Raw genomic sequence first — 24,080 nt, forward strand, 5'->3', positions numbered from 1 at the left:
TAAACGAATAAATAGTTAAACAAATAAACATTTAAAGAAAATGGCAAAACATATAAAATTTGATATTGAAGCAAGAGACGGATTAAAACGTGGAGTTGACGCTTTAGCAAATGCAGTAAAAGTAACTTTAGGACCAAAAGGAAGAAACGTAATTATTTCTAAATCTTTTGGAGCACCGACAGTTACTAAAGATGGAGTTTCTGTAGCAAAAGAAATTGAGTTAGAAAATGAGCTTGAAAATATGGGAGCTCAAATGGTAAAAGAAGTTGCTTCTAAAACCAACGACTTAGCTGGAGATGGTACAACAACTGCTACGGTTCTTGCACAAGCAATTGTAAAAGAAGGTCTAAAAAACGTTGCTGCAGGTGCAAACCCAATGGATTTAAAACGTGGAATTGACAAAGCTGTTGCTGCAATTATTGCAGACTTAGAAAAACAAGCAAAAAAAGTTGGTAATTCTTCTGAAAAAATTCAACAAGTTGCAGCAATTTCTGCAAATAACGATGCTGTTATTGGAGACTTAATAGCTACTGCTTTTGCCAAGGTTGGTAAAGAAGGCGTTATTACTGTTGAAGAAGCAAAAGGAATGGAAACGTATGTTGACGTTGTAGAAGGTATGCAATTTGACAGAGGTTATTTATCTCCTTATTTTGTTACCGATGCAGATAAAATGATTGCAGATTTAGAAAATCCTTATGTTTTATTATTCGACAAAAAGATTTCTAACTTGCAAGAAATTCTTCCAATTTTAGAGCCAGTTTCTCAATCTGGACGTCCTTTATTAATTATTGCAGAAGATGTAGACGGACAAGCGTTAGCTACTTTAGTTGTAAATAAATTAAGAGGTGGTTTAAAAATTGCTGCTGTTAAAGCTCCAGGATTTGGAGACAGAAGGAAAGCAATGTTAGAAGACATCGCAATCTTAACAGGCGGAACTGTAATTTCTGAAGAAAGAGGTTTCTCTTTAGAAAACGCAACATTAGATCTTTTAGGTACTGCAGAAGGTATTACTATTGATAAAGACAATACAACTATTGTAAATGGTTCTGGTGATGCAGATGCTATTAAAGCAAGAGTTAGTCAAATTAAAGCTCAAATAGAGACTACAACTTCTGACTATGACAAAGAAAAACTTCAAGAACGTTTAGCTAAATTAGCTGGTGGTGTTGCTGTTTTATATGTTGGTGCTGCTTCTGAAGTAGAGATGAAAGAGAAGAAAGATAGAGTTGATGATGCTTTACACGCTACAAGAGCTGCAGTAGAAGAAGGTATTGTTGCTGGTGGTGGTGTTGCTTTAGTACGCGCTAAAAAAGTTTTAGAAAAAATCACTACAGAAAACTTAGACGAAACTACAGGTGTACAAATTGTAAACAAAGCAATTGAAGCACCTTTAAGAACCATCGTAGAAAATGCTGGTGGTGAAGGTTCTGTTGTAATTAATAAAGTTTTAGAAGGTAAAAAAGACTTTGGTTATGATGCTAAAAACGACATATATGTTGATATGCTAGAAGCTGGAATTATAGATCCTAAGAAAGTAACGCGTGTTGCATTAGAAAATGCTGCATCTGTTGCCGGAATGATCTTAACTACAGAATGTGCCTTAGTAGACATTAAAGAAGATGCTCCTGCTGGCGGAATGCCTCCAATGGGTGGTGGAATGCCAGGAATGATGTAATAGCGAATCGCTATGGATAGTTTATTTTACTCTTGGGTGAAATAGAGATATTAAAAAATCCGATAGATTAATTTCTATCGGATTTTTTTATTACCTACAAAAAAGAAGTATTATTCCTTCTTCTGCTTCTTTAAATCACCATTATGGTCTTTAATTATTTCTTCTTCCCTATACTTACAACAACCATGTACAGAACCATACGCTTCATCTGTTGCAATTAGTTTATTTTCTTCATCTAAAATAACATCATGTCCTACTGCTAAAACACTTTTCTGAACAGCCTCTACATCTGTTTTACGTTCATCTAAAATTACATTTAATTGATGAGTCTCTACACTCCAAATTGCAAACTTTACCCCTTTTGTTTTTAAAGCAGCAGTTTCAATACGTTTTTTACACATACCACAAATTCCATCTACTTCTATAGATACTTTAGCACTTTTCTTCTTTTTTACTTCTTGTGATTGTGTTGTAAAACCAATCAAACATAAACTGAATACGAATAGTATTTTTTTCATCTTTTTTCTATTTTATATTTTATATTATATTACTTAATCCCACTCTGTGGCTATTTTATTTTAAATCTTAACCCCATATAAAATGCTCTTCCAAAAATAGGAGAATACACAATTGTACTATCAAAATTAGATCCAAATGGATCATCACTTGCTAAAATAGGATTTTTCTGCTGAACATTTGTTAAGTTTTCGGCACCTACATAAACTTCAAATTTGTCTGAAAAAACCTTTGTAATTTGAGAGTTTAACAATTGATAAGAATCTGAATGTGATGGCAATTGATATTGCACAGGATTAGATACCGTATTTGGTAAACGCTGTTTTCCTATATTATTAAAAGTAACATCAAACTTCCATTGAGCTCCACTATCTTTAGCAGGGGTTTCATAAGAAAGGTTTGCAAAAAATCTATTTTTAGGTTGAATCGGTTTCTGTAAATTACCCGAAGTATAATCCGTAGAAATATCAAAATACTTATACGCTGTTCTAAAATTAAAATACGGTGCAATATTATAATTTACTTCAACTTGAAAACTATTTGCAATACTTTTTCCGTTTAAATTATAAAATGATATTTCTTGAGGGTTTTCCCAATCTACCACAACTTGATTTGTAAAATCTGTTTGATAAAAATCGAAAGTAACATCTCCCTTTTTATTGAATAAGTTAAATCTTTGCATATAAGAAACTCCGTAATTCCATGCAACCTCAGGATTTAATCCGTAGATATTACCACCAACATCATCAATATTAATACTCCTTGAACTTGCAAATAATTGTTGATTTTCTGCAAAAATATTAGCACTTCGCTTTCCTCTTCCTGCAGAAGCTCTAAAAATACTGTTTTCCCAAGGCACATATCTTGCATGAATTCTAGGAGTAACAAAAGTTCCTAATAAATTATGAGTATCTATACGCAAACCTGCAGTTAAGCTAAAATCATTCAAATTATCGAATGCATATTCGAAAAAAGCTCCTGCAGAAGTTTCTTTTCTATCGTAATCGGTAATATTTACCAATTCTTCATAATTATCATGCGTAAAACTAAGTCCGGTTTTAAACTTATTTCTAGTATCCCCTATTATAGAATTAAAAATAATATTAGAAAATATACTTTCATGCTCTATATTATAAATTTTTTGTCCAAAATAAGAATCTTGCTGATGATTACTATACGCAAACTGAAGACTTACACTCTGAAAAGGCAACTCTGGAAAAACGTACCCTAATTTAGCCGAAGTCTCAAAACGTCTTGTATCTATTTCACTTCCCCAAGCATTTGTGGTTCCTTTATCTAAAGATGGATTAAAATCAATCTCACCCGTTTGTTTTTCATCATTTAAAAAACGTACATTAATAAAACTTACCCAACCTTTTTCTGCATCAACATACTGCCAACGATTCATTACATTTATTTGATCTGCTAACGGACTGTCTAAAAAATTATCATCATTTTTATCGAATTTCTCACCTCTATAATTACCGTGAACATAAATACCTGTAGACCATTTATCTGAAACTTTTTGGTTAAAATGTGTATTTAACTCGAGTCTTCCATTTAAAGAAGAATAAGCATTAACAAAGAATTTATTATCAGAAAAAGGTTTTACCAATTCTGCATTTATTTGTCCAGATATACTTTCATACCCATTAACAACAGAACCAGCACCTTTTGTAATCTGTATACTTTCTACCCAAGTACCTGGTGTAAATGTGAGTCCGAAAACCTGAGCAGCACCTCTAACAGAAGGAATATTTTCTTGTGTAATTGACAAATACGGGCTTGTTAAACCCAGCATTTGTATTTGTTTCGTTCCGGTTAAAGCATCAGAAAAACTAACATCTATAGATGGGTTAGTTTCAAAACTTTCTGCCAAATTACAACACGCAGCTTTTAATAATTCTTCAGAATTTACAGTAAACATATTTGCCGTAGACAAAAATGATTTCTGAATTGCATTTCGTTTACTTTTAATTATTACTTCATCTAAATCACCTTCTGGAGTAATATAATGATGAATAGGGTCTAAGTTCTCAATAGTTAAAGTATCGGTTTTATACCCTAAATAATTAATTACTAATTTTTTATATTCTGGTTTATAACCTATAGTAAACCAACCTTTCTTATTTGTAGTTGCACTTACGTTTGTATTTAACCAATGTACAGTTACATCGGCAACCCCTAAATTATCTTTAGGATTATTTTTATCCATAATCATCCCTTTAAATGTAGTTTGAGAAAAGAGTATGACAGGAATAAATAGCAGAAAACTACTAATTATATATTTTTTCATTATGTGTATTAATTTTAATTCATAACGCTAAATTTTATCGCCTTTAGGCAATATTTATAGTTTAAAAAATTAAAATCAAATTAAAAAAGACTGGTATATAACCTGATAATCTAATAGAATTTCAGGCGGAGAAATGTTGTTGTAGTTTGTTTCTTTAAAATCTTGTTCAAGAAATAGATCATTAAAAGAAATATAAAACGATGCTAGAAATTGTTGTTTAGAAAAATCAAAATCGTCAACTTGAGTTTGTCTTAATTGATCTTGACCTTTAATTTGATGAATTTCATCTTTACAACAGTTAGTCTTAGCTGCAATTTTTTGCATTTCTAAGCCGCAATCGTTTGTACTCCCTATAAAAGAAACATCCATTAGAGAATCTCCACAATAATGCTTTTCTACCGTAAAAGAAAACGTAGAAAACAACACTAAAAGTGCCAATAAAAAAGACGCTATTTTAGAAAAAAACTGTTTCATTGCTTCTGCAAATTTACAATAAGAAAATCAAATTCTATATAAAATTATCTATTACTCAATTTTTGATAATAGAAAGCTGGAAGCAGTATTAGTAAAAACAGCGGATGGATTATAAATCTACGTATATAAAACGGTAACAAATAACCACTTTCAAAATTATTTTTAATTAAAATTACGAATACAGTAATAAGAATTACGAAAGCTATCATTAAAAAATAACTAGCAAATTTTAAATACTCTTTTCGCTCAAACAACACCCAAATTATACCTAATGAAATAACAGAGTTTATGAGGTACCTAAAGAGCATATTTACCACTAGCTTCCAAACAACTATATTCTGAATACCTGTGTACAAATAATCATTTTTAAAATATACTATTAAAGGGTCATAAAACAAATTCGTTTGAAAAGCTCTTACCGCGACCAACAGCACAAAAAGCAAGAATACTAATACTATTTTTAGATATTTACTCATTTCTTAAACTTAGAAAATTGATTAACCCAAATAACCCAAAGCATGAAAATGGTACCATAAATAATTGCCGGAAATACCAAACCATGTAAAAATTCTTGATTTTCTGGATATTTATAGATCATTACTGTCAGAAATGCAATTCTTAATACATTGATTGTATAAATAAGCAAACTACCAAACAGAGAATAAAAGAAAGTAGCTTTTAAAGACCCAGAAAAAGCAATAATAAATGATATAAATAGAACAATTAAACTAATAGAATTACACCCTTCTATAACCCTAGCGGTATATTTACCTTCTATGATTAGTTTTACAGAAACTTCTTTATCATGCTGAACAGCCTCTACGCTATAATCGAAAAAAGTAAGCACTTTTACGGTTTGGTCTGCCACAAGTGTTGTTATGGATGCTGTTTTATAAACCCCTTCTTTTTCTTGAGAACGCTGTAAGTAAGTGTTATAGATTGTAACTAATAAAAAATAGGTTACAAAAAACTTAATCAGAAAAATGATGATGCTTTTATGTTTCTTCACAATAAATTTTAATTAATTTTGCCACTTATTTACACAACGAATATACAAATGAATATAGATATTTTACAACCACAGATCGACAAAATTATTTCGTCTAACACTACAAGAGACGAAAAATTACAAGCGATATGCGATTATTTAGAAAAAGAAATCTCTTACTATGATTGGGTTGGTTTTTATTTTAAAAACGGAGATAAAAACGAGTTAAAATTAGCGCAATATACAGGAGAAGAAACAGAACACACTATTATTCCGTTTGGGAAAGGTATTTGCGGACAAGTAGCGGTTAGCAACGAAAACTTTGTAGTACAAGATGTTTCTGCTCAAGACAATTATATTTCTTGCGGTTGGAAAGTAAAATCTGAAATTGTAATCCCAATTTTTGTAGCAGGCGAGAATATTGGTCAAATTGATATAGACTCTCATACAGCAAATACATTTTCCGCAAAGGACGAGGCACTTTTAGAGTATATCTGTAAAGAATTGTCAAATATTCTTTAATTTTGTTGACTTATATTTATCTTTTAACTACTTTTGATAAAAATAATATAATTCACAAATCGACATATTCCTAAATAATGAGAAAATACGAATCCACTACCATAACATCTAAAAATTCAACATCTAATTATGCTTCAAAAAAAACATCTATTGTAGATAATTTTGTTGTTTGGTTTCGAGATTTTTTAGATAACGCCGAGTAGTGGATCTGTTTTTTTCTAATTAAAAAAACTTCATTAAAAGTTTGTTGTTAATTACTTACTTGTTTTGTTACTATCTTTTATTGCCTTAGAAGATTGCTTTACCTAAATTTGCACGCTTAACAACACAACACTAAATGAGCACTTCAAAAACAATTAAATCCGCATTAATTTCGGTATTTCACAAAGATGGTCTAGAACCAGTTGTAAAAAAATTAGATGCACTTAACGTAACTATCTATTCTACAGGTGGTACAGAAAAGTTTATTAAAGATTTAGGAATCAATGTAATTCCGGTAGACGAGGTTACTTCTTACCCATCTATTCTTGGAGGAAGAGTTAAAACATTGCATCCAAAAGTTTTTGGAGGTATTCTTAACAGACAAGACAATGAAAGCGATGTTGCTGAATTGGCTGAATACAATATTCCACAAATAGACTTAGTAATTGTAGATTTATATCCGTTTGAAAAAACGGTAGCTTCTGGAGCACCAGAACAAGATATCGTAGAAAAAATTGACATTGGTGGTATTTCTTTAATTAGAGCTGCTGCAAAGAATTTTAAAGACACGGTTATTGTTTCATCTATGGATCAATACGAAGGTTTCTTAAACACACTTTCTGAAGGTAATGGAGAAACTACCATTTCTGAAAGAAAAAAATTAGCTGCAAAAGCATTTAATATTTCTTCTCATTACGATACTGCTATTTTTAACTATTTTAATGAAGATGAAATAGTTTACAAAGCAAGTGAACAAAATGCAAATGTTTTACGTTATGGAGAAAACCCTCATCAAAAAGGATATTTCTTTGGAGACTTAGAAGCAATGTTTGATAAACTTCATGGTAAAGAATTAAGCTATAACAATTTATTAGATGTTGATGCTGCTGTAAATTTAATTCAAGAATTTAAAGGTGAAGCACCAACGTTTGCTATTTTAAAACACAACAATGCTTGTGGTTTTGCACAAAGAGACACAATTAGTCAAGCGTATACAGATGCTTTAGCAGGAGATCCTGTTTCTGCTTTTGGTGGTGTATTAATTGCAAATACAGAAATAGACAAAGAAACTGCAGAGAAAATTCATACTTTATTTTGTGAGGTTGTAATTGCTCCTTCTTTTTCTGATGATGCATTAGCTATTCTAAAAGGTAAGAAAAACAGAATTATCTTAATTCAGAAAGATGTTGCATTACCAACATCAACTGTAAGAACTTGTTTAAACGGTTCTTTAGTGCAAGATAAAGATAGTATTACAGATCAATTATCAGATTTAAAGTACGTAACTAACAATAAACCAACTCAAAGTGAGTTAGATGATTTGTTATTTGCTTCTAAACTGTGTAAAAACACAAAATCGAACACCATAATACTTGTTAAGAACAAACAATTATTAGCTGGAGGAACAGGACAAACAAGTAGAGTTGATGCATTAAACCAAGCTATTGAAAAAGCAACTTCTTTTAAATTTGATTTAAATGGATGTGTAATGGCAAGTGATGCATTTTTCCCTTTCCCTGATTGTGTAGAAATTGCAGATAACGCAGGAATAAAAAGTGTTATTCAACCTGGAGGATCTATTAAAGACCAATTAAGTATAGACTATTGTAATGAACACAATATATCTATGGTAATGACAGGAACAAGACATTTTAAACATTAATAATAAATATGTATTTTACACACAGAATTTTAGTAATTTTGTAAGAATACATCAAGAATAAAACAACAAATATATTTTATGGGTTTTTTCGATTTTATGACGGAAGATATTGCGATTGATTTAGGTACCGCAAATACTTTAATAATCCACAACGGAAAAGTGGTTATTGATAGTCCTTCTATTGTTGCCAGGAACAGAATTACTGGAGAAATCATTGCAATTGGTAAAGAAGCCAACCTAATGCAAGGAAAAACCCATGAAAATATTAAAACTATTCGCCCTTTAAAAGACGGAGTTATAGCAGATTTTGAGGCATCTGAACAGATGATTAAAGAATTTGTAAAGCAAATTCCATCAATTAAGAAGCGTTTATTTCCACCCGCATTAAGAATGGTTATTTGTATTCCATCTGGAATTACAGAAGTAGAAAAACGAGCTGTTCGTGATTCTGCAAAACACATGAATGCAAAAGAAATCTATTTAATTTATGAACCTATGGCTGCTGCAATTGGTGTTGGTATAGACATTATGGAGCCTAAAGGAAACATGATTATTGATATAGGTGGTGGTACTACAGAAATAGCTGTAATAGCATTAGGAGGTATTGTTTGTGATCAATCTGTAAAAGTTGCAGGAGATCTATTTACAAATGATATTATGTACTACATGCGTACCCAACACAATTTACATGTTGGTGAATCTACTGCAGAAAAAATAAAAATTACCATTGGTGCCGCAACGGAAGATTTAGAAACTCCACCAGACGAAATGTTGGTTCAAGGTAGAGATTTACTAAGCGGAAAACCAAAACAGGTACAAGTTTCTTATAGAGAAATTGCAAAAGCATTAGACAAATCTATTTTAAGAATTGAAGATGCTGTAATGGAAACTTTATCTAAGACTCCACCAGAATTGGCTGCAGATATTTATAATACAGGTATCTATTTAGCAGGTGGTGGTTCTATGTTAAGAGGTTTAGATAAGCGTTTATCTAGAAAAACAGACTTACCTGTTTATGTAGCAGAAGACCCTTTAAGAGCAGTTGTTCGTGGAACAGGAATTGCATTAAAAGAATTAAAAAAATACAAAAATGTATTAATGAAATAGTAGTTTTTAAGTTCTTACAATGCAACAGATTATCTATTTTTTTCAGAAGTTTAAGTATTTTCTGTTTTTTATATTGTTAGAGTTAATAGCGCTAACTTTTACTTTTAACAACCTTCGTTTTCATAAAAGCAAGTTTATAAACTCAGCTAATAGTGTTACTGGTGGTTTTCTTACAACCCTTTCTAACTCTACAGAATATTTAGGATTAAAGTCTGAAAATAAATTATTGTCAGAAGAAAACACACGTCTAAAAAATCTTTTAGAAAAAAATACATCTGTAAATTTTGATATTGATTCTACAGTGATGGATTCTACAAAATATCATCAAAAATATACGTTCACAAACGCAAAAATCATCAACAATAATTATTCTAAACCATTTAATTTTATAACTATAAATAAAGGTAAAAATCAAAATATAGATAAAGAAATGGCTGTAATTAATAGCAAAGGAATTATTGGAATTACAGAAAACTCATCAAATAATTATACGAGAGTACAATCAATTTTAAATAAAAATAGTGGTATTAATGCACGTCTTAAAGGAAATGATTTTTATTACGGAACGTTAAAGTGGAATAGTATAGATTACAATATTGTTCAGTTACACGATATGCCAAGACAAGCTCCTTTAAAAATTGGAGACACTATTGAAACAGGAGGAAAATCTACTATTTTTCCTGAAGGAATACCTATTGGAACAATCTCTAAAATAAACAAAGGAAACACCGCTAATAACCAAGTAGATGTAACGTTATTTAATGATATGAGTAACCTTAGTTATGTATATATTGTTAAAAATTTAGATAAGGAAGAATTACAATTTTTAGAAAACACGAGCAATGAATAAAAGTATAAATCAAATTTTATCTTTTTTTTTCTTGCTATTCTTGCAAGTATTAGTGCTAAATAATATCAATTTTTTAGGACATATAAATCCATATCTTTATATTAGCTTTGTAATTCTATATCCTTTAAATGAAAAAAGATACTCCTTTCTTTTTATAAGTTTCCTTTTAGGACTATTTGTTGATTTCTTTTCAGATTCAGGAGGTATACATGCATTTGCTACTTTATTTATCGCTTATATTAGGTTGTTTTTTGTGAATGTTTATTTTAGAAAAATACCAGCAGATTACCCTTTCTTTAGCTTAAAATCTGAATCTTTTGGTAAAGTTTTTAACTATGTAGTAACTTTAACAGTAATTCATCACCTTATTTATTTTACTTTTGCTAATTTTAGTTTTGAAAATTTATCAATGGTTTTTTTAAACACATTATACTCTAGTGTTTTTACATTGATTTTATTTTTTTTAGGAACTTATATTTTTACTAAAAGCGAATAATGCAAAGAAGTTTTTTACTCTATTTTTTAATAACACTTATCGGTATTCTTTTTATTGGGAGACTTTTTCAATTACAAGTAATTAGAGGTGCCAGCTATGACCCTATTCATAATTCTGCTGTAAAAATAGAGTATGATTATCCAGAAAGAGGATACGTATATGACAGAAACGGAGAACTTTTAGTTGCAAACCAGCTTTCTTATGACGTTATGGTGCAACCCAACCAGGTAACACCATTAGACACATTAGAATTTTGTAATCTATTAAAAATAGATAAAGCAGACTTCTTAAAAAGATTAAAAAAAGCAGATAATTATGCCCCTTACCTACCTTCTGTATTTTTAAAACAATTGGCAAAAGAAGATTTTGCTTTTCTTCAAGAAAAATTACATAAATACACTGGTTTTTTTATTCAAAAAAGAATCATTAGAAAATATCCTATAAATGCTGCCGCAAATGTACTTGGCTATATTGGAGAAGTAAATGAAACTTTAGCAAAAGAAAATGCCTATTACCAACCTGGAGAATTAATTGGAAAAGATGGAATTGAAAGACAATATGAAGATTATTTAAGAGGAACTAAAGGTAAAAAATATCTACAAAGAAATAACCTAAATAAAGTTACAGGATCTTATTTAGACGGTTCATACGACACCATACCAGAAAACGGAAAAGACTTAACATTAACCTTAGATATAGAACTACAAGTTTATGCTCAAAAACTAATGTCTGGTAAAAGAGGCGGAATTGTAGCGATAGAACCATCAACTGGAGAAATCTTAGCATTGGTTACTGCACCTTCCTACGATCCTAACATGTTGGTTGGTAGAAAACGATCTAGAAACTCAACCATTTTATTTAACGACACTGTAAGTAAACCTTCTTATGACAGAGGTTTATTGGCTACCTATGCTCCTGGTTCTCCTTTTAAAATGATGAATGCTTTAATTGGCCTTCAAGAAGGTGTTATTACAGAAGATACCGGTTTTAGATGTAATCATGGTTTTAGATACGGTAGTAGAGCAGGTGCTTTTATGGGATGCCATTGCGGAATTACAGGAAGGCCAGTACTACTAAAAGCAGCTATTGCTAGATCTTGTAATACTTACTTTTCTCAAACTTATAAAAAAATTATAGAAAAAAACAATAATCCTTCAGAAGGTTTAGACACCTGGCATAACCATATTGCCAGTTTTGGTTTAGGCAATTATCTAGGTTATGATTTACCTGCTGGAAGTCCAGGTTTAATACCTACCGGAAAATATTATGATGATATTTATAGATATTCTTGGAACGGTTCTACTACTATATCTAACGCAATTGGTCAAGGAGAAGTTTTAACAACACCTATTCAGTTAGCTAATTTTACAGCAGTAATTGCCAACAGAGGATATTTTTATACACCACATGTATTAAAAGAAGTAAATAAAAACCCTATTAAAGATTCTGTATATACAATTGCAAAAAAAACAACGATAGATAAAAAGTATTTTTCTCCAGTAGTTGAAGCTATGCACGAAGTATTTAAGACAGGAACAGGGAGATTTAATCAAGTAAAAGGCATTGAGATTTGTGGAAAAACCGGAACTGCAGAAAACTTTGCTAGAATAGACGGTCAAAAAATTCAACTACCAGATCATTCAATTTTAGTGGCATTTGCACCTAAAGAAAACCCTAAAATAGCGATAGCAATTTTTGTTGAAAATGGTGGGTATGGATCTACAATAGCTGCTCCAATTACCAGTTTACTTATAGAAAAATATATAAATGGTAGCATCTCTAAAGAAAATAAATATAGAGAACAACGAATGTTAGACCTAAACTTAAAAGATATTTACGCTAAACTAAATCAAAAAACTCAATAAATTGCGCCAAGAACGAAATAACATTTTTGCTGAGATCGATTGGCTTTTAGTTTTCTTATTTGCTATTCTTGTTGGTTTTGGATGGATGAATATATATGCAGCATCCAAAACTGAAGATAATATACAGATATTAGATTTTTCTACTAATTATGGAAAACAAATTCTTTGGATTATTTTAAGTGTTCCATTAATTGTGATCATTCTTTTTTTTAATTCAAAATTTTATGAGAAATACTCAAGTATATTCTACATAATATCTTTGATTATGTTATTTCTTTTATTTCCACTTGGTAAAGAAATAAATGGTGCAAAATCTTGGTTTAGTTTTGGTGGCATGAGTTTACAACCATCTGAATTTGTAAAAGCATTTACAGCACTTGCTGTTGCCAAGCTTTTAAGTGATAGACAATACAATTTAGGTTTAATAAAAAACCAAATAAAGGCTTTTATAATCATTTTTACACCTGCCCTATTAATAACCTTACAACCAGATGCAGGTTCTGCCTTAATTTACTTAGCATTTTTCTTTGTTCTAAACAGAGAGGGATTAACCCTAAATTACATAATTTTGGGTACTTTGGCTATCGTTATTTTTATTTCAACTATTTTCTTCGGATTTACATCTGTATTATCTACCCTATTATTATTAATTACAGTCGCTGTTGGTTATGCAATTTATAGAGGAGGTAAAACATTTTTTCGTTTTAATTGGTATAAAGTATTAGCTCTATATATAATTACCGCACTTTTTGTATTCGGAACAAACCTAACTTATAACAATATTTTTAAACAACACCACAGAGATCGTTTTGAAGTGTTATTAGGTTTAAAAACTGATAAAAAAAATATTGGATACAACTCACACCAGTCAGAATTAACAATTAGTTCTGGTGGTTGGACAGGTAAAGGTTTTTTAAAAGGAGATATTACTAAAGGAAATTTTGTACCAGAACAACACACCGATTACATTTTCAGTACTATTGGAGAAGAATGGGGTTTCCTAGGAAGTAGTATTGTTATTATTCTTTTTATGTTGATGATGTATAGAATAATATATCTATCGGAAACACATGCTAATAAATTTGGACGCATATATGGCTACAGTGTGGCTTCTATTCTCTTTTTTCATGTTATTGTAAACATAGGAATGGTTATAGGATTACTACCAACTGTTGGTATACCTCTACCCTTTTTTAGCTACGGAGGTTCGTCTCTTTGGGGTTTTACAATCTTACTCTTCATCTTTATTAGATTAGATGCTCATAAACACTACGATTGGTAAAATAATATTAATACATTCTGTTAGTAGTTGGTTTAATAAGCGTTAAAAACCTATAATTCTTCCTTTTTAGACAGACTAATATTTATGCATAATTTTTAAATACGACAACTTTGGGACTTGATCCAAATAATGTTTGATCTGTAATTCAGTTTTTAAAACTAACTTATTCTGTACCCATCTCATTAAAATAAAAAAGGCTTCACATTTCTGTGAAGCCTTGCTATACTTAGTAGCGGGAACTGGACTCGAACCAGTGACCTTCGGGTTATGAGTTTGACAAAAACTCCATAAACCATGCTATTTCGATCTAATTTATATAAAATCGTGTACGTTTTCGTGTACGTTGATTAATAATTAATTTAAGTAAAAATAATAAACATATTTGAGTGACACAAGAATAAAAACTAAAGACTTTTTAAAGTTGTAAACTCTCCTCTATTATATTAAAATAATACTACTCATTTTAAAAAGTATAAAAAGAAATTCAAATAGCAACAATTGTAAAACTTAAATAAAAAACTACAAAAAGAAAAAAGAGAGCAACAAAAATGAAACAGTCTGTCAACAATAAAAAAAATCTAAGCCTTTAATTCCTAACATTTTTTTCATTAAATTTAAATTTTAAAATAAAGAATGAATATCTTACTTAAGAAAGTCCTGTTTTCTATAAAACTTCAGAATCATTTTTTTTAAATATTAATTCTAAACAAGCGTGATAATAAAAAGTAAAAACTTTTATTATCCGGAATTTATAAACGGATAAACAATATATTTGTTTGCATATAACCAGTTACCTTGCATTTAACAAAAAACCAATGGCAGTTTCAATAGACGAACTATTTAGAGAGTTTAATTTAGACTATTCGCTTCCAGTAAAATGGAACGAAAAGTTGGATGCGGATTTTAGCGGAATTTATATAATTGCTCTTACCGACAATCCAAACGTAAAAGTTACATCTAATTATAATTTTGCAATTTGTCCAAATGAATTCAATGCTTGGAAAAAAATTGCGGTTGACTTAAAAATCGAAAACTCAACAACGGCTGATGCAAATGTGGCTACTGAATACTTTAGTAAGTTTTGGCATAAGAACGAGAATATAGTTTATATCGGACAATCAAGCTCAAAAACTACTTCGTTAAGCAAAAGGGTTAACGATTTTTACAAACATAAAGTTGGAAACAAAGGACCACACTCTGGAGGCTACTGGCTGAAATTATTGAATTGTTTTAAAGAAACTTATATTTATTACGCAAAGACCGAAAACGCGGAAGAAATTGAATTCAAAATGTTAATGAAGTTTGCTGATTTAAATGCTGGAAAGAGTTTTTACGAAGTTGATAATTTTAGCAATTACTTTCCATTTGCAAATTTAAAAGCTGATATTTATAAAACGCACGAAATAGAAAACGCAAAGAGCAAGCGGAAAAAAAACGCAAGGTAACACCGCATAAAAAAAATTGCTTATTTTAGTTAAAACGAAAAGTAGTTGCTTTTTTACTAGCTGCTGATTTTCCTGCGGAAAATCCTCGCATGCAAAACCGCAACTCTTTTTATGCAAAAACGTTATGGGGTATTTAACACCGCGTATCCGACAAAAAAACGAGAAATTAAAACAATATGAAAAAACATTTTTTATTTTTTTTAACAATGATATTAAGCTTTTCTTCCTACTCACAAATTTCTTTTGAGAAAGGTTATTTTATTGATAATACAAATCAAAAAATTAATTGTCTAATTAGAACTGTTGATTGGAATAATAATCCAACTCAATTTGAATACAAAATATCCGAAAAAGATAAATTTAAAAAGTCTAATTTAGAATCAGTTAAAGAATTTGGTATTAATGGTATTTCAAAATATATCAAGGCTAATGTGAATATTGATAGGTCAAATGAAGTTATTAGTAAAATAAGTAAGAACAGAAACCCTGAATTTAAAGAAGAGGTACTTTTTTTAAAAGTATTAATAGAAGGTAAGGCTAATTTATACCAATACCTTGATACTGGATTAACACGCTATTTTTATAAAACCGGAAATTCAAATATCGAGCAATTAGTCTTTAAAAGTTATAAAACGGTCGAAAATAAAATTGGGAAAAACAATCAATTTAGACAGCAATTATTGAATGATTTAAAATGTCCAGACTTCAAAATGAGTAAATTTAAAAGTTTAGGGTATAACTCAAAAGATTTAAAAACAATTTTTACAGAATATAGTGAATGTCAAAACTATCTTTTAAATTATTTCGAACCAAAACAAAAACGAGATATCTTTAATTTAACAATCAGACCTCGTTTAAATAGTTCATCTTTAACAGTACAAAATGATGGATTTACTTCTAAAGATGTTATAGATTTTGGAAATAAAACAGGATTTGGAATTGGGTTAGAAGCTGAAATCACTTTACCTATTAAAAAAAATAAATGGACAATTTTCATTGAACCAACTTATCAGTATTTTAAATCTCAAAAATCAATCAATAATGTAGATGTAGTATTTAGTGAAGAATTACAGAGTGGAGAAGAAATAATACAGGTGCTAAATGCGGATGGAATAATTAAAGTTGATTACACTTCTATTGAAATACCTATAGGTTTAAGACATTATTTATTACTTAATAGTAATTCAAAAATTTTTATAAATGCTTCAATCATTTTTGATTTAAGCACAAAATCATCATTTGAATTTAATACATCTAACAGTCCGATTTTTAAATCTGTAAACATTGAATCTTCTCAAAATTTGGCTTTTGGAATAGGTTATAAACTTTATGACAAATATAATTTAGAGATGAGATATCAAACAAGTAGAGACACTTTTTATAAAGAGGAATTTTGGAGTTCTAACTATAAAACATTTTCAATAATATTTGGGTTTTCTATATTATAAAAAACACCCCATAACACCGTATATAATTTATTGCTAGTTCTAGCCTACTTACGAAAATTCTCGAGGATTCTATATTCGGTTTTTATTTGCTAAATTAGGTGCTTAAAACACGCAACAAACTATATACAAACACGTTGGGCAACATGTTGGACGAACTGAATAATTAAATTAATAAATTGAAATGAAAAAAAATCTACTTATCCTATTTTGTATTATAACATGTATAAATAAAATTCACTCTCAAACAAATTGGGAATTACTAAACCCAAAGCCAACTGCTAATACAGGAAAAGATATTGAGTTTGCAACAACTAATATTGGATATATAATAACATCTAATGAGCTTTTAGAAACAATAGATGCTGGAAGCACTTGGTTAAAGAAACAGAATATCTCTAGTGGAAATGATTTGAGTTTATATAATGCAACTGGTTATATTGTTGGAAACTATGGATACGTCTTAAAATCTATTGACAGTGGAGCATCGTGGAGTCAAATATCTACAGGATTTAATAGCAGTTTTAATACTGTAAATATTATTGATGATAACACTATTATATTGTCAACTTCAAATAGTATCGTAAAGACTGAAGATGGAGGAACTACATGGGAAAGTTTGAGTATTCCAAACTCTGCAGTAAATAAAACATCTTTTACTAGTTCTTTAGTTGGGCATGCAGTTTGTAATAATGGAATAATACTAAAAACCGTAGATGGAGGTCAAAATTGGTATATAACAAGAGATAACAGTAATATTACGCCTTCAGATTATTTTACGGTTTATTTTGTTAATGAAAATATCGGTTTTTCAACTCAGGAACATAGTGACATGTTTAAAACCACAGATGGAGGAGAAACATGGATAGAAGTGACAGATATTAATGATGCTATATATTCAATCTATTTTTTGAACGAGAATATTGGTTATGCAACAGGCGATCATGGAGTGATTTTTAAAACTATAGATTCTGGAAATACTTGGACTTGGGCAGGTTTTCAAAATGGTAGATATGGTAATACTTCCATGTATGGTATTTATTTTCAAGATAACAATATTGGCTATGCAACAGGAGCTCGTGGGCGCATAATTAAAACTATTGATGGTGGAAGCACATGGACTCAACATTCAACAACATATAATGATGTGAATCAAATAGAATTTATAAATCAAAATATTGCATATGTTCTAGTTGGTAATCAAGTTTTTAAAACTACAGACGGTGGCAATACATTTGTTTTGTTAGGAACACCTGTAGAAGGTGGATATACTTATGAAATTTCATTTATTAACGAAAACATTGGTTATGCTTCTGCTGGTGGAAATCTAGGTAGTAGTTTTGGAGCTAGAAAAGTTTACAAAACTACTGATGGTGGATTAAACTGGAATCCGACAAATAATGGTAATTCGTTAACATCAAACAATTTAAAATATATTCATTTTATAGACGAAAATATAGGTTTTGCCGGCGGAGGAGTAATTAAAACAATTGACGGTGGAGATACTTGGTCATACCTTAATTCTGTTATAGGGTTTGGACAAGTTCAATTTTTAAATAGCCAAATAGGTTATGGTAGAAGAGTAGGTTACTCTAATGGAAGAATATATAAGACTATAGATGGTGGAACTACTTGGAATGTTAGTATCGAAGTAGAAGAAGACATTAATGACTTTTATTTTTTAGATGAAAATAACGGTTACTTTGTCGGAGATAATGCTTTAATGCATAAAACAACTGATGGAGGAACAACATGGCAAGAACTTTCAATCCCTTATGAATATTATGAATTAGTTAAATTCTATTCTAAAAATGTTGGATATATCGCTGATGAAGATGGAAAAGTATACAGAACTATGAATGGTGGAGAAAGTTGGGGCTACTTGACTACTCAATATGGTATAAATTCAATTGAACTTATCAATGATAAAATTTTTACAGCTGGCTCAAATGGTAAAATATATAGAAGTGATGTAGAATATGATGCAGCTATTTTACATGCAAATTCTGCACAAAACATTACAAATTCTAGTGTTAATTTAACTGGTAATGCAACTTCTAATGAAGGAGTAATTTCTAATATTGAGTTTTTTGTTAGTGGAGGCAATAATATGACAGTATCACCAAATTCAATAAATGCTGACGAGTCTTTAAACGTTTCTACAGATTTAACTAACTTAAACCCAAACACTACATATTATTTTAGTTTAAGAGGTACTCATAATTCTACTAATTATAGCAGCCAGCTTTTAAGTTTTACAACTCTTCCAGATTATGAAATAACAACAAATTATACTTACAACTATACCTCAAATAGTGCAGCTATCTCTGGAAATATAGTTTCAAATGAGAATGACATAACTAATATTGAATTTCAGTATGGCACAAGTGCAGATGCTCTTAATAATATTGTAAATGGAGCACCGTTTTTAGTAACAGGAAATACAAATGAAAATATTATAGCTGATTTAAATAATCTCATCCCTGAAACACAATATTTTTATAGAATTAAAGCTACTCATGAAGGCGTAGATATTTATGGTGAAATTTTATCTTTCACTACCTATCCAGAATATAGTATTAATTTATATAATCCAAACATTAATGGAAATGATGTTACATTATCAGCAAATCTAACATCTTACAGTCAAGATATCACAGATATAGTTTTCGAGTATGGCACTATAGATTACGAAAACAATGTTGCAACCAGTCCTTCACAACTTAATGCTAATAATTCAGCTTATATAAATGCTACAATATCAAATTTGGATGCAAATTCAGTTTATTATTATAGATTAAAGGCTTTACATAATGGTGAAACAATTTTTAGTGAAGAACGTGTCTTTAATCTTTCTGGGTATATAATAATGGTTTCCGGCACAATAGATGAGCCAGAAACAAACACTCTAGAATTAAAAGGTTTAATTAATAGCTATGGTTCTTATTTAACAAATATTCAATTTGAATATGGTATAACAGATACTTTTGGTTCGTCAATTATGGGAACACCTAATTTTGCTTATGGTTACAGTACAAATTTAATAAAAGCCACAATTAACAATATCCTTCCAAATCAAACTTATTACTATAGACTGGTTGCTACTAATAACGGCAATACTATTTATTCAGGCACTTATCAATTTACAACAGGTACATTAAGCATAAGTGATTTTTCCATAAATGAACTAATATCTGTTTATCCGAATCCTGCTAATAAATTTGTAAACATTCAATTAAAAAGTTCCGAACAAATAAATTCTATTGTATTGTATAATGTTTTAGGAAAACTTATTTATAAAGAAAATAAACCAAATAACTCTGAAGCTATAAAAATAGACGTATCCAATTTTGGAAAAGGGATATATTTTTTAAAGGTGAATTTCACAAATAATAAAACGATATCTAAAAAATTTATACTGAATTAATATAAAAACACGATTGCCCAACACAGTATATAGTTAATTGCTATAAATCGCTTAAGTAAAGTTAAGTGTTTATTTATATAGTCCAGTGATTAAATAAAGTTTAGTGAATTTTAAGATGCAACTAACCATATACATAAACGTTGTGCAACATAAAACAAAATACGAAAATGAATAAAAAATTGACTTTATTATTTTCAATTTTTATACTATTGAGCTGTAATGGAATTAAAAAGGAAAGGAATATTGATGGAAACTGGTATTCGAGTAGTTTAATAAAACTTGAAAATGGAGAAATTGACTATGCTGAAATTTTTATAAAAAACGATACTGTTCATATTTGTTCAGAATATGTCTTAATGATGTTTCCTAGAAATATGATTTTGGAAAAAGATTCGCTATTCTTCTTTTCAAAAATGGACTCTAATTTCAAAGGAAATATCTTAACGCAAACAAAAAACAGTTTTGAATTAGGTATAGATAATGAACATAAAAGAATATATTATAAATTAGAAAACGTAAAGAATCTTGAAAGTTTAATCAAAGAAGAAATAACAGAGAAAGAATTCTATTTTGAATTTAATGAACGAAGAATTAACCGATACGAAAAGTTAGGAATTGAAAATTAAATAAAATTACGTTGCACAACAACGTGTAATAAAAATTGCTTAATTTTAGCTTAACCAAAAGTTGTTGCTTTTTTACTCACTTCTATTTTCCTGCGGAAAATAGAAGTGAGTAAAAATCGCAACTTTTAATACACAAAACCGTTACCTGTAATTATGAAAAACATCCTGCTTGCCATAATATTATTTCCGATTTTGACTTATTGCCAGTCATCTAAAACTTATTTGGAATTAGTTGACGACGCAAAAACGAAGAAAAGTTCGGAACAAATTGAAAAACTGTTTATTGGAACGTGGGAATTTCAAAAATTGACTGATAAAAACGGAAAAATTATTACCGAAATAAAACATTTTGTAAACGACACAATTACTGCCAATGAAGTTGTTTGGAGACCAAGTATGCGGATTGAAAAAAATGGAACTTATAAACTAATTGGTTGTGAAAATTCGGAAAATTGTGAAAGTGGAAAATGGGAATATGACTCAAAAGAAAAGGTCGTTATAATGACCTTTGACAAACCACAATACAACGTTCCGATTGACAAACTTGCGCCTGGTCTTTTGGAACAATTAAAAAAATCTGGTTCTTTAATTGAGTTTACGAAAAACGAAATAGAAATAGCGGAAATCACTCAAACGGAATTGAAAGTGTTTGAATTTTTGGAAAGTGACGGAACTGAATTTAAATATAATTTAAAAGTGTATCGGAAAAAATAACTACAGGTAACACCGTATAAACTTTATTGCTAGTTGTAGCTCACTTGGGAAATTCCTTCGGAATTTCGCCGTTCGTGTTTTATTTAGTAAATTCATTGCTTAAACAACGCAACAATGCTTATACAACAACGTTAGCAAACATTAGAATCAACATTATTCATTCCTAGAATTCTATTCATAATTACGTAAATGGAAATTAACTATAACATTGTCAGTTTAATCGATATACTCGGGTTAGTTCAAGGTGTGTTTTTAGGCTTGGTATTAATAATCGAGGGCAGACGCATAAAACCCAAGCTTTTTTTAGGCTTATTTTTAATTGCGTATTGCGCAGAACTCTTAAACTCAATCCTTCACGATTTAAACATTCTTGAATCTGAACCTTGGTTGCTGTTTTTACCATTTAACTTTTTTTATTTAATACTTCCTTTATTCTATATATATGTTAAAGGAATTTCTAATATTAATTTAACTAAAAAGAAAATTGTACTCATCCTTTTGCCTGGAATACTAGAATTTATAAGTTATACAGTACTTTTTATGCTAAGTGTGGGTACAAAAGTAAAATTGCATAATTCAGAAAGTTTTTCTAATGTATTGTCTCTGATTGAAATATTATCATTTGCTTATTCAATATATTATATCTTTCTAACTATTAAATTCATTAATAAGCAAAAAACAAAAGTTGAAGAATTTTACTCAAATACAGAAGGAAAATTACTCACTTGGGCAAAGGGTGTTCTTATGTTTCTGTTTACCTTTCTGATTATTATATTGTCTTCACTTTTTTTAGAAGGAATATTTTATGATGATTACATCTATCCAGCCATTTCAATAATTAATGTCGTTTTTATTTTCTGGATAGGGATTTCCGGTATAAAGCAGTCTAAGCTTTTTGTCACTAAAATCGCTAGTATTAAAAAGATAGACCATCAACAAAGTGATGTTAATGAAACCAATAATAGATTAAAAACTAATAATAAAGATCATTATGAAAAGTTAATTGCATTAATGGATGATGAAAAATTATTTTTAGAGCCCAATTTATCTTTAGCAGATGTGTCTTTAAAACTTAAAATAACGCAACGGAATTTATCGGAACTCATACGAGACGAGTCTGACAAAAACTTTAATCAATTTGTAAATCATTATCGAGTAGAAGAAGCAAAAAAGTTATTATTAGATACTTCAAACAATCATTTAAATATGTTAGGAATAGCTTTTGACTCAGGATTTAGCTCAAAAGCAACATTTTATAGTGTTTTTAAAAAACACACTTCCCTTACACCTACATTGTTTAAAAACAACATATTACCACAAAACTACACGAGTCTATAATTATGTAATAAGTCTAGAAAACGGTTTTCTAGACTCAACAAGCCTTTTTTAAGACTTAAAAAATAGTCCTTGGCCGTATCTTTGCACCAGCAAATCAAGAATTAGAATTATGAAGACTAATAAACTGACTTTGATGGTAATAATCTTTATCTGGATTCTTTTCATTTCTTGGGAATTACTTGTAACAGAATGGAGTCTTATAAAAAACAAAGATGCATTTAGGGTAGACCTACTTATTATTTTTCCACTACTTCAGTTTATTACAATTTATACATTAATTAAAGTATTTAGTAAAACCAAAATAACAAAATAAATAATTGCGCAAAAGTGCGCTAAAAATTAAAAAAAATGAAAATTAAAAATTTATTTAAAACAGTAATTTGCTTATTAACTTTAAGCTTAACATTTAGTTGTTCTAGCGATGATGATTCTATGAATCCACCAACTGTTAATAGTAACTTTACAACTAATTCCAACACAGATTTTTTTATAAATTTTGATGGGACTGTAAATCTAATAGTTTCGGGAACTTTTCAAGAAGATAGTGGTTTTGGGACAGTAACAGACAGAGGTTTTGTTTATGGTACTTCATCTAACCCTGAGGTTGGTGCTAATAGTACTTCAGGTATATCTGGTAATAATTCTGATGCAACAGGTTATATAGAAAATTTAACAAGTGGTCAAACTTATTTTATAAGAGGTTATTTTGAATACAGTGATGGCACTCATTTCTATGGAAACGAGATACAAGCAAGTACTGATGTTGATGCGAGTACTAGTAGAAATGTTACTTTAGATATAGAATCAGACGCGTTTTTAATTCAGACAGACTTTATCACAGTAACATTAAATATTAATAATGTTGTTAAAGAAATGCCTATAGAATTTGGTGTTGAATATAGTGTAAATAGCGATTTCACTAGCAGTAGTATAAATGCAATTGAGAATTTTGATGGTATACATAACGAAGGTACTATTGTAATTACTAGTTATTCTGCTGTAGCAGAACCTCTAATGTCAGGAACTCAATACTATTTTAGGCCATACGTAAAATATGCTGACAATACAGTAACAAATGGCGGAACTAGTATAGCTAATTTCGCTACAAACTAAATAGAATAAAACGTTTGCTAACAACGTATATAAAAAA

At 29.6% G+C, this 24,080-nt stretch carries 21 protein-coding genes; 16 read left to right on the forward strand and 5 right to left on the reverse strand.

Going from position 1 to position 24,080, the window contains the following annotated elements:
- Positions 1-40: 40 nt before the first annotated feature.
- Entirely contained in the window at positions 41-1,675 is a 1,635-nt protein-coding gene (gene groL, locus H0I27_RS15275; RefSeq protein WP_218731483.1) for a chaperonin GroEL, read from the forward strand.
- Between the two features lie 110 nt (positions 1,676-1,785).
- Here the strand turns inward: groL and H0I27_RS15280 are convergent, their stop codons facing one another.
- The 5 genes from H0I27_RS15280 to xrtF form a co-directional block, all read right to left on the reverse strand.
- Positions 1,786-2,193, reverse strand: a complete 408-nt coding sequence (locus H0I27_RS15280; protein WP_218731484.1) for a heavy-metal-associated domain-containing protein — start codon at positions 2,191-2,193, stop codon at positions 1,786-1,788.
- Positions 2,194-2,243: 50 nt separating this feature from the next.
- Positions 2,244-4,487, reverse strand: coding sequence for a carboxypeptidase-like regulatory domain-containing protein (locus H0I27_RS15285; RefSeq protein ID WP_218731486.1), 2,244 nt, complete (start codon positions 4,485-4,487; stop codon positions 2,244-2,246).
- 75 nt (positions 4,488-4,562) lie between these two features.
- Positions 4,563-4,961, reverse strand: coding sequence for a hypothetical protein (locus H0I27_RS15290; RefSeq protein ID WP_218731487.1), 399 nt, complete (start codon positions 4,959-4,961; stop codon positions 4,563-4,565).
- Between the two features lie 44 nt (positions 4,962-5,005).
- Positions 5,006-5,437, reverse strand: coding sequence for an exosortase F system-associated protein (locus H0I27_RS15295; RefSeq protein WP_218731489.1), 432 nt, complete (start codon positions 5,435-5,437; stop codon positions 5,006-5,008).
- Positions 5,434-5,970 (reverse strand): exosortase family protein XrtF, encoded by a 537-nt coding sequence (gene xrtF, locus H0I27_RS15300; RefSeq protein WP_218731491.1) that lies wholly within the window; start codon positions 5,968-5,970, stop codon positions 5,434-5,436. Before xrtF ends, H0I27_RS15295 begins: the two co-directional genes overlap by 4 nt.
- A gap of 48 nt (positions 5,971-6,018) precedes the next feature.
- Between xrtF and H0I27_RS15305 the strand changes: the two genes are divergently transcribed.
- The 15 genes from H0I27_RS15305 (at position 6,019) to H0I27_RS15370 (ending at position 24,043) form a co-directional block, all read left to right on the forward strand.
- A complete protein-coding gene (locus tag H0I27_RS15305; protein WP_218731492.1) occupies positions 6,019-6,471 on the forward strand; it encodes a GAF domain-containing protein in 453 nt (150 codons plus the stop codon).
- Positions 6,472-6,548: 77 nt separating this feature from the next.
- The gene (locus tag H0I27_RS17720) at positions 6,549-6,674 is read left to right on the forward strand and encodes a hypothetical protein (RefSeq protein WP_262887631.1); all 126 of its coding nucleotides are present in this window, start codon (positions 6,549-6,551) and stop codon (positions 6,672-6,674) included.
- A gap of 134 nt (positions 6,675-6,808) precedes the next feature.
- Positions 6,809-8,335, forward strand: coding sequence for a bifunctional phosphoribosylaminoimidazolecarboxamide formyltransferase/IMP cyclohydrolase (gene purH, locus H0I27_RS15310; protein ID WP_218731494.1), 1,527 nt, complete (start codon positions 6,809-6,811; stop codon positions 8,333-8,335).
- A gap of 78 nt (positions 8,336-8,413) precedes the next feature.
- Positions 8,414-9,442, forward strand: coding sequence for a rod shape-determining protein (locus H0I27_RS15315; RefSeq protein WP_068449442.1), 1,029 nt, complete (start codon positions 8,414-8,416; stop codon positions 9,440-9,442).
- A gap of 19 nt (positions 9,443-9,461) precedes the next feature.
- Positions 9,462-10,292, forward strand: coding sequence for a rod shape-determining protein MreC (gene mreC / locus H0I27_RS15320; protein WP_218731496.1), 831 nt, complete (start codon positions 9,462-9,464; stop codon positions 10,290-10,292).
- On the forward strand, positions 10,285-10,788 hold the full coding sequence (gene mreD, locus H0I27_RS15325) for a rod shape-determining protein MreD (RefSeq protein WP_218731498.1): 504 nt from the start codon (positions 10,285-10,287) through the stop codon (positions 10,786-10,788). Before mreC ends, mreD begins: the two co-directional genes overlap by 8 nt.
- Positions 10,788-12,653: a penicillin-binding protein 2 gene (gene mrdA, locus H0I27_RS15330; protein WP_218731499.1), complete on the forward strand. Its 1,866-nt coding sequence runs from the start codon at positions 10,788-10,790 to the stop codon at positions 12,651-12,653. The genes mreD and mrdA overlap by 1 nt, the downstream gene beginning before the upstream one ends.
- An 85-nt stretch (positions 12,654-12,738) precedes the next feature.
- Positions 12,739-13,935, forward strand: coding sequence for a rod shape-determining protein RodA (rodA, locus tag H0I27_RS15335; protein ID WP_368407327.1), 1,197 nt, complete (start codon positions 12,739-12,741; stop codon positions 13,933-13,935).
- A gap of 815 nt (positions 13,936-14,750) precedes the next feature.
- Positions 14,751-15,380, forward strand: a complete 630-nt coding sequence (locus tag H0I27_RS15340) for a hypothetical protein (protein WP_218731503.1) — start codon at positions 14,751-14,753, stop codon at positions 15,378-15,380.
- Positions 15,381-15,586: 206 nt separating this feature from the next.
- Entirely contained in the window at positions 15,587-16,828 is a 1,242-nt protein-coding gene (locus H0I27_RS15345) for a PorT family protein (protein ID WP_254713102.1), read from the forward strand.
- A 181-nt stretch (positions 16,829-17,009) separates the two neighbouring features.
- A complete protein-coding gene (locus H0I27_RS15350; protein WP_218731506.1) occupies positions 17,010-20,252 on the forward strand; it encodes a YCF48-related protein in 3,243 nt (1,080 codons plus the stop codon).
- Positions 20,253-20,419: 167 nt separating this feature from the next.
- On the forward strand, positions 20,420-20,878 hold the full coding sequence (locus tag H0I27_RS15355) for a hypothetical protein (RefSeq protein WP_218731508.1): 459 nt from the start codon (positions 20,420-20,422) through the stop codon (positions 20,876-20,878).
- Positions 20,879-21,031: 153 nt separating this feature from the next.
- Positions 21,032-21,592, forward strand: coding sequence for a hypothetical protein (locus tag H0I27_RS15360; protein WP_218731510.1), 561 nt, complete (start codon positions 21,032-21,034; stop codon positions 21,590-21,592).
- 189 nt (positions 21,593-21,781) lie between these two features.
- Positions 21,782-22,930, forward strand: coding sequence for an AraC family transcriptional regulator (locus H0I27_RS15365; protein WP_218731512.1), 1,149 nt, complete (start codon positions 21,782-21,784; stop codon positions 22,928-22,930).
- A 348-nt stretch (positions 22,931-23,278) separates the two neighbouring features.
- Positions 23,279-24,043: a hypothetical protein gene (locus tag H0I27_RS15370; RefSeq protein WP_218731514.1), complete on the forward strand. Its 765-nt coding sequence runs from the start codon at positions 23,279-23,281 to the stop codon at positions 24,041-24,043.
- Positions 24,044-24,080 lie beyond the last annotated feature (37 nt).

Origin of the sequence: Polaribacter sp. HaHaR_3_91 (assembly GCF_019278525.1) — a bacterium.
GTDB lineage: Bacteria > Bacteroidota > Bacteroidia > Flavobacteriales > Flavobacteriaceae > Polaribacter.

What these genes read in the sequence shown, in the direction of transcription:
- groL (WP_218731483.1), top strand. Translation starts at nt 41, where the DNA reads ATGGCAAAACATATAAAATTTGATATTGAAGCAAGAGACGGATTAAAA.
- H0I27_RS15280 (WP_218731484.1), bottom strand. Translation starts at nt 2,193, where the DNA reads ATGAAAAAAATACTATTCGTATTCAGTTTATGTTTGATTGGTTTTACA.
- H0I27_RS15285 (WP_218731486.1), bottom strand. Translation starts at nt 4,487, where the DNA reads ATGAAAAAATATATAATTAGTAGTTTTCTGCTATTTATTCCTGTCATA.
- H0I27_RS15290 (WP_218731487.1), bottom strand. Translation starts at nt 4,961, where the DNA reads ATGAAACAGTTTTTTTCTAAAATAGCGTCTTTTTTATTGGCACTTTTA.
- H0I27_RS15295 (WP_218731489.1), bottom strand. Translation starts at nt 5,437, where the DNA reads ATGAGTAAATATCTAAAAATAGTATTAGTATTCTTGCTTTTTGTGCTG.
- H0I27_RS15305 (WP_218731492.1), top strand. Translation starts at nt 6,019, where the DNA reads ATGAATATAGATATTTTACAACCACAGATCGACAAAATTATTTCGTCT.
- H0I27_RS17720 (WP_262887631.1), top strand. Translation starts at nt 6,549, where the DNA reads ATGAGAAAATACGAATCCACTACCATAACATCTAAAAATTCAACATCT.
- purH (WP_218731494.1), top strand. Translation starts at nt 6,809, where the DNA reads ATGAGCACTTCAAAAACAATTAAATCCGCATTAATTTCGGTATTTCAC.
- H0I27_RS15315 (WP_068449442.1), top strand. Translation starts at nt 8,414, where the DNA reads ATGGGTTTTTTCGATTTTATGACGGAAGATATTGCGATTGATTTAGGT.
- mreC (WP_218731496.1), top strand. Translation starts at nt 9,462, where the DNA reads ATGCAACAGATTATCTATTTTTTTCAGAAGTTTAAGTATTTTCTGTTT.
- mreD (WP_218731498.1), top strand. Translation starts at nt 10,285, where the DNA reads ATGAATAAAAGTATAAATCAAATTTTATCTTTTTTTTTCTTGCTATTC.
- mrdA (WP_218731499.1), top strand. Translation starts at nt 10,788, where the DNA reads ATGCAAAGAAGTTTTTTACTCTATTTTTTAATAACACTTATCGGTATT.
- rodA (WP_368407327.1), top strand. Translation starts at nt 12,739, where the DNA reads ATGAATATATATGCAGCATCCAAAACTGAAGATAATATACAGATATTA.
- H0I27_RS15340 (WP_218731503.1), top strand. Translation starts at nt 14,751, where the DNA reads ATGGCAGTTTCAATAGACGAACTATTTAGAGAGTTTAATTTAGACTAT.
- H0I27_RS15345 (WP_254713102.1), top strand. Translation starts at nt 15,587, where the DNA reads ATGATATTAAGCTTTTCTTCCTACTCACAAATTTCTTTTGAGAAAGGT.
- H0I27_RS15350 (WP_218731506.1), top strand. Translation starts at nt 17,010, where the DNA reads ATGAAAAAAAATCTACTTATCCTATTTTGTATTATAACATGTATAAAT.
- H0I27_RS15355 (WP_218731508.1), top strand. Translation starts at nt 20,420, where the DNA reads ATGAATAAAAAATTGACTTTATTATTTTCAATTTTTATACTATTGAGC.
- H0I27_RS15360 (WP_218731510.1), top strand. Translation starts at nt 21,032, where the DNA reads ATGAAAAACATCCTGCTTGCCATAATATTATTTCCGATTTTGACTTAT.
- H0I27_RS15365 (WP_218731512.1), top strand. Translation starts at nt 21,782, where the DNA reads ATGGAAATTAACTATAACATTGTCAGTTTAATCGATATACTCGGGTTA.
- H0I27_RS15370 (WP_218731514.1), top strand. Translation starts at nt 23,279, where the DNA reads ATGAAAATTAAAAATTTATTTAAAACAGTAATTTGCTTATTAACTTTA.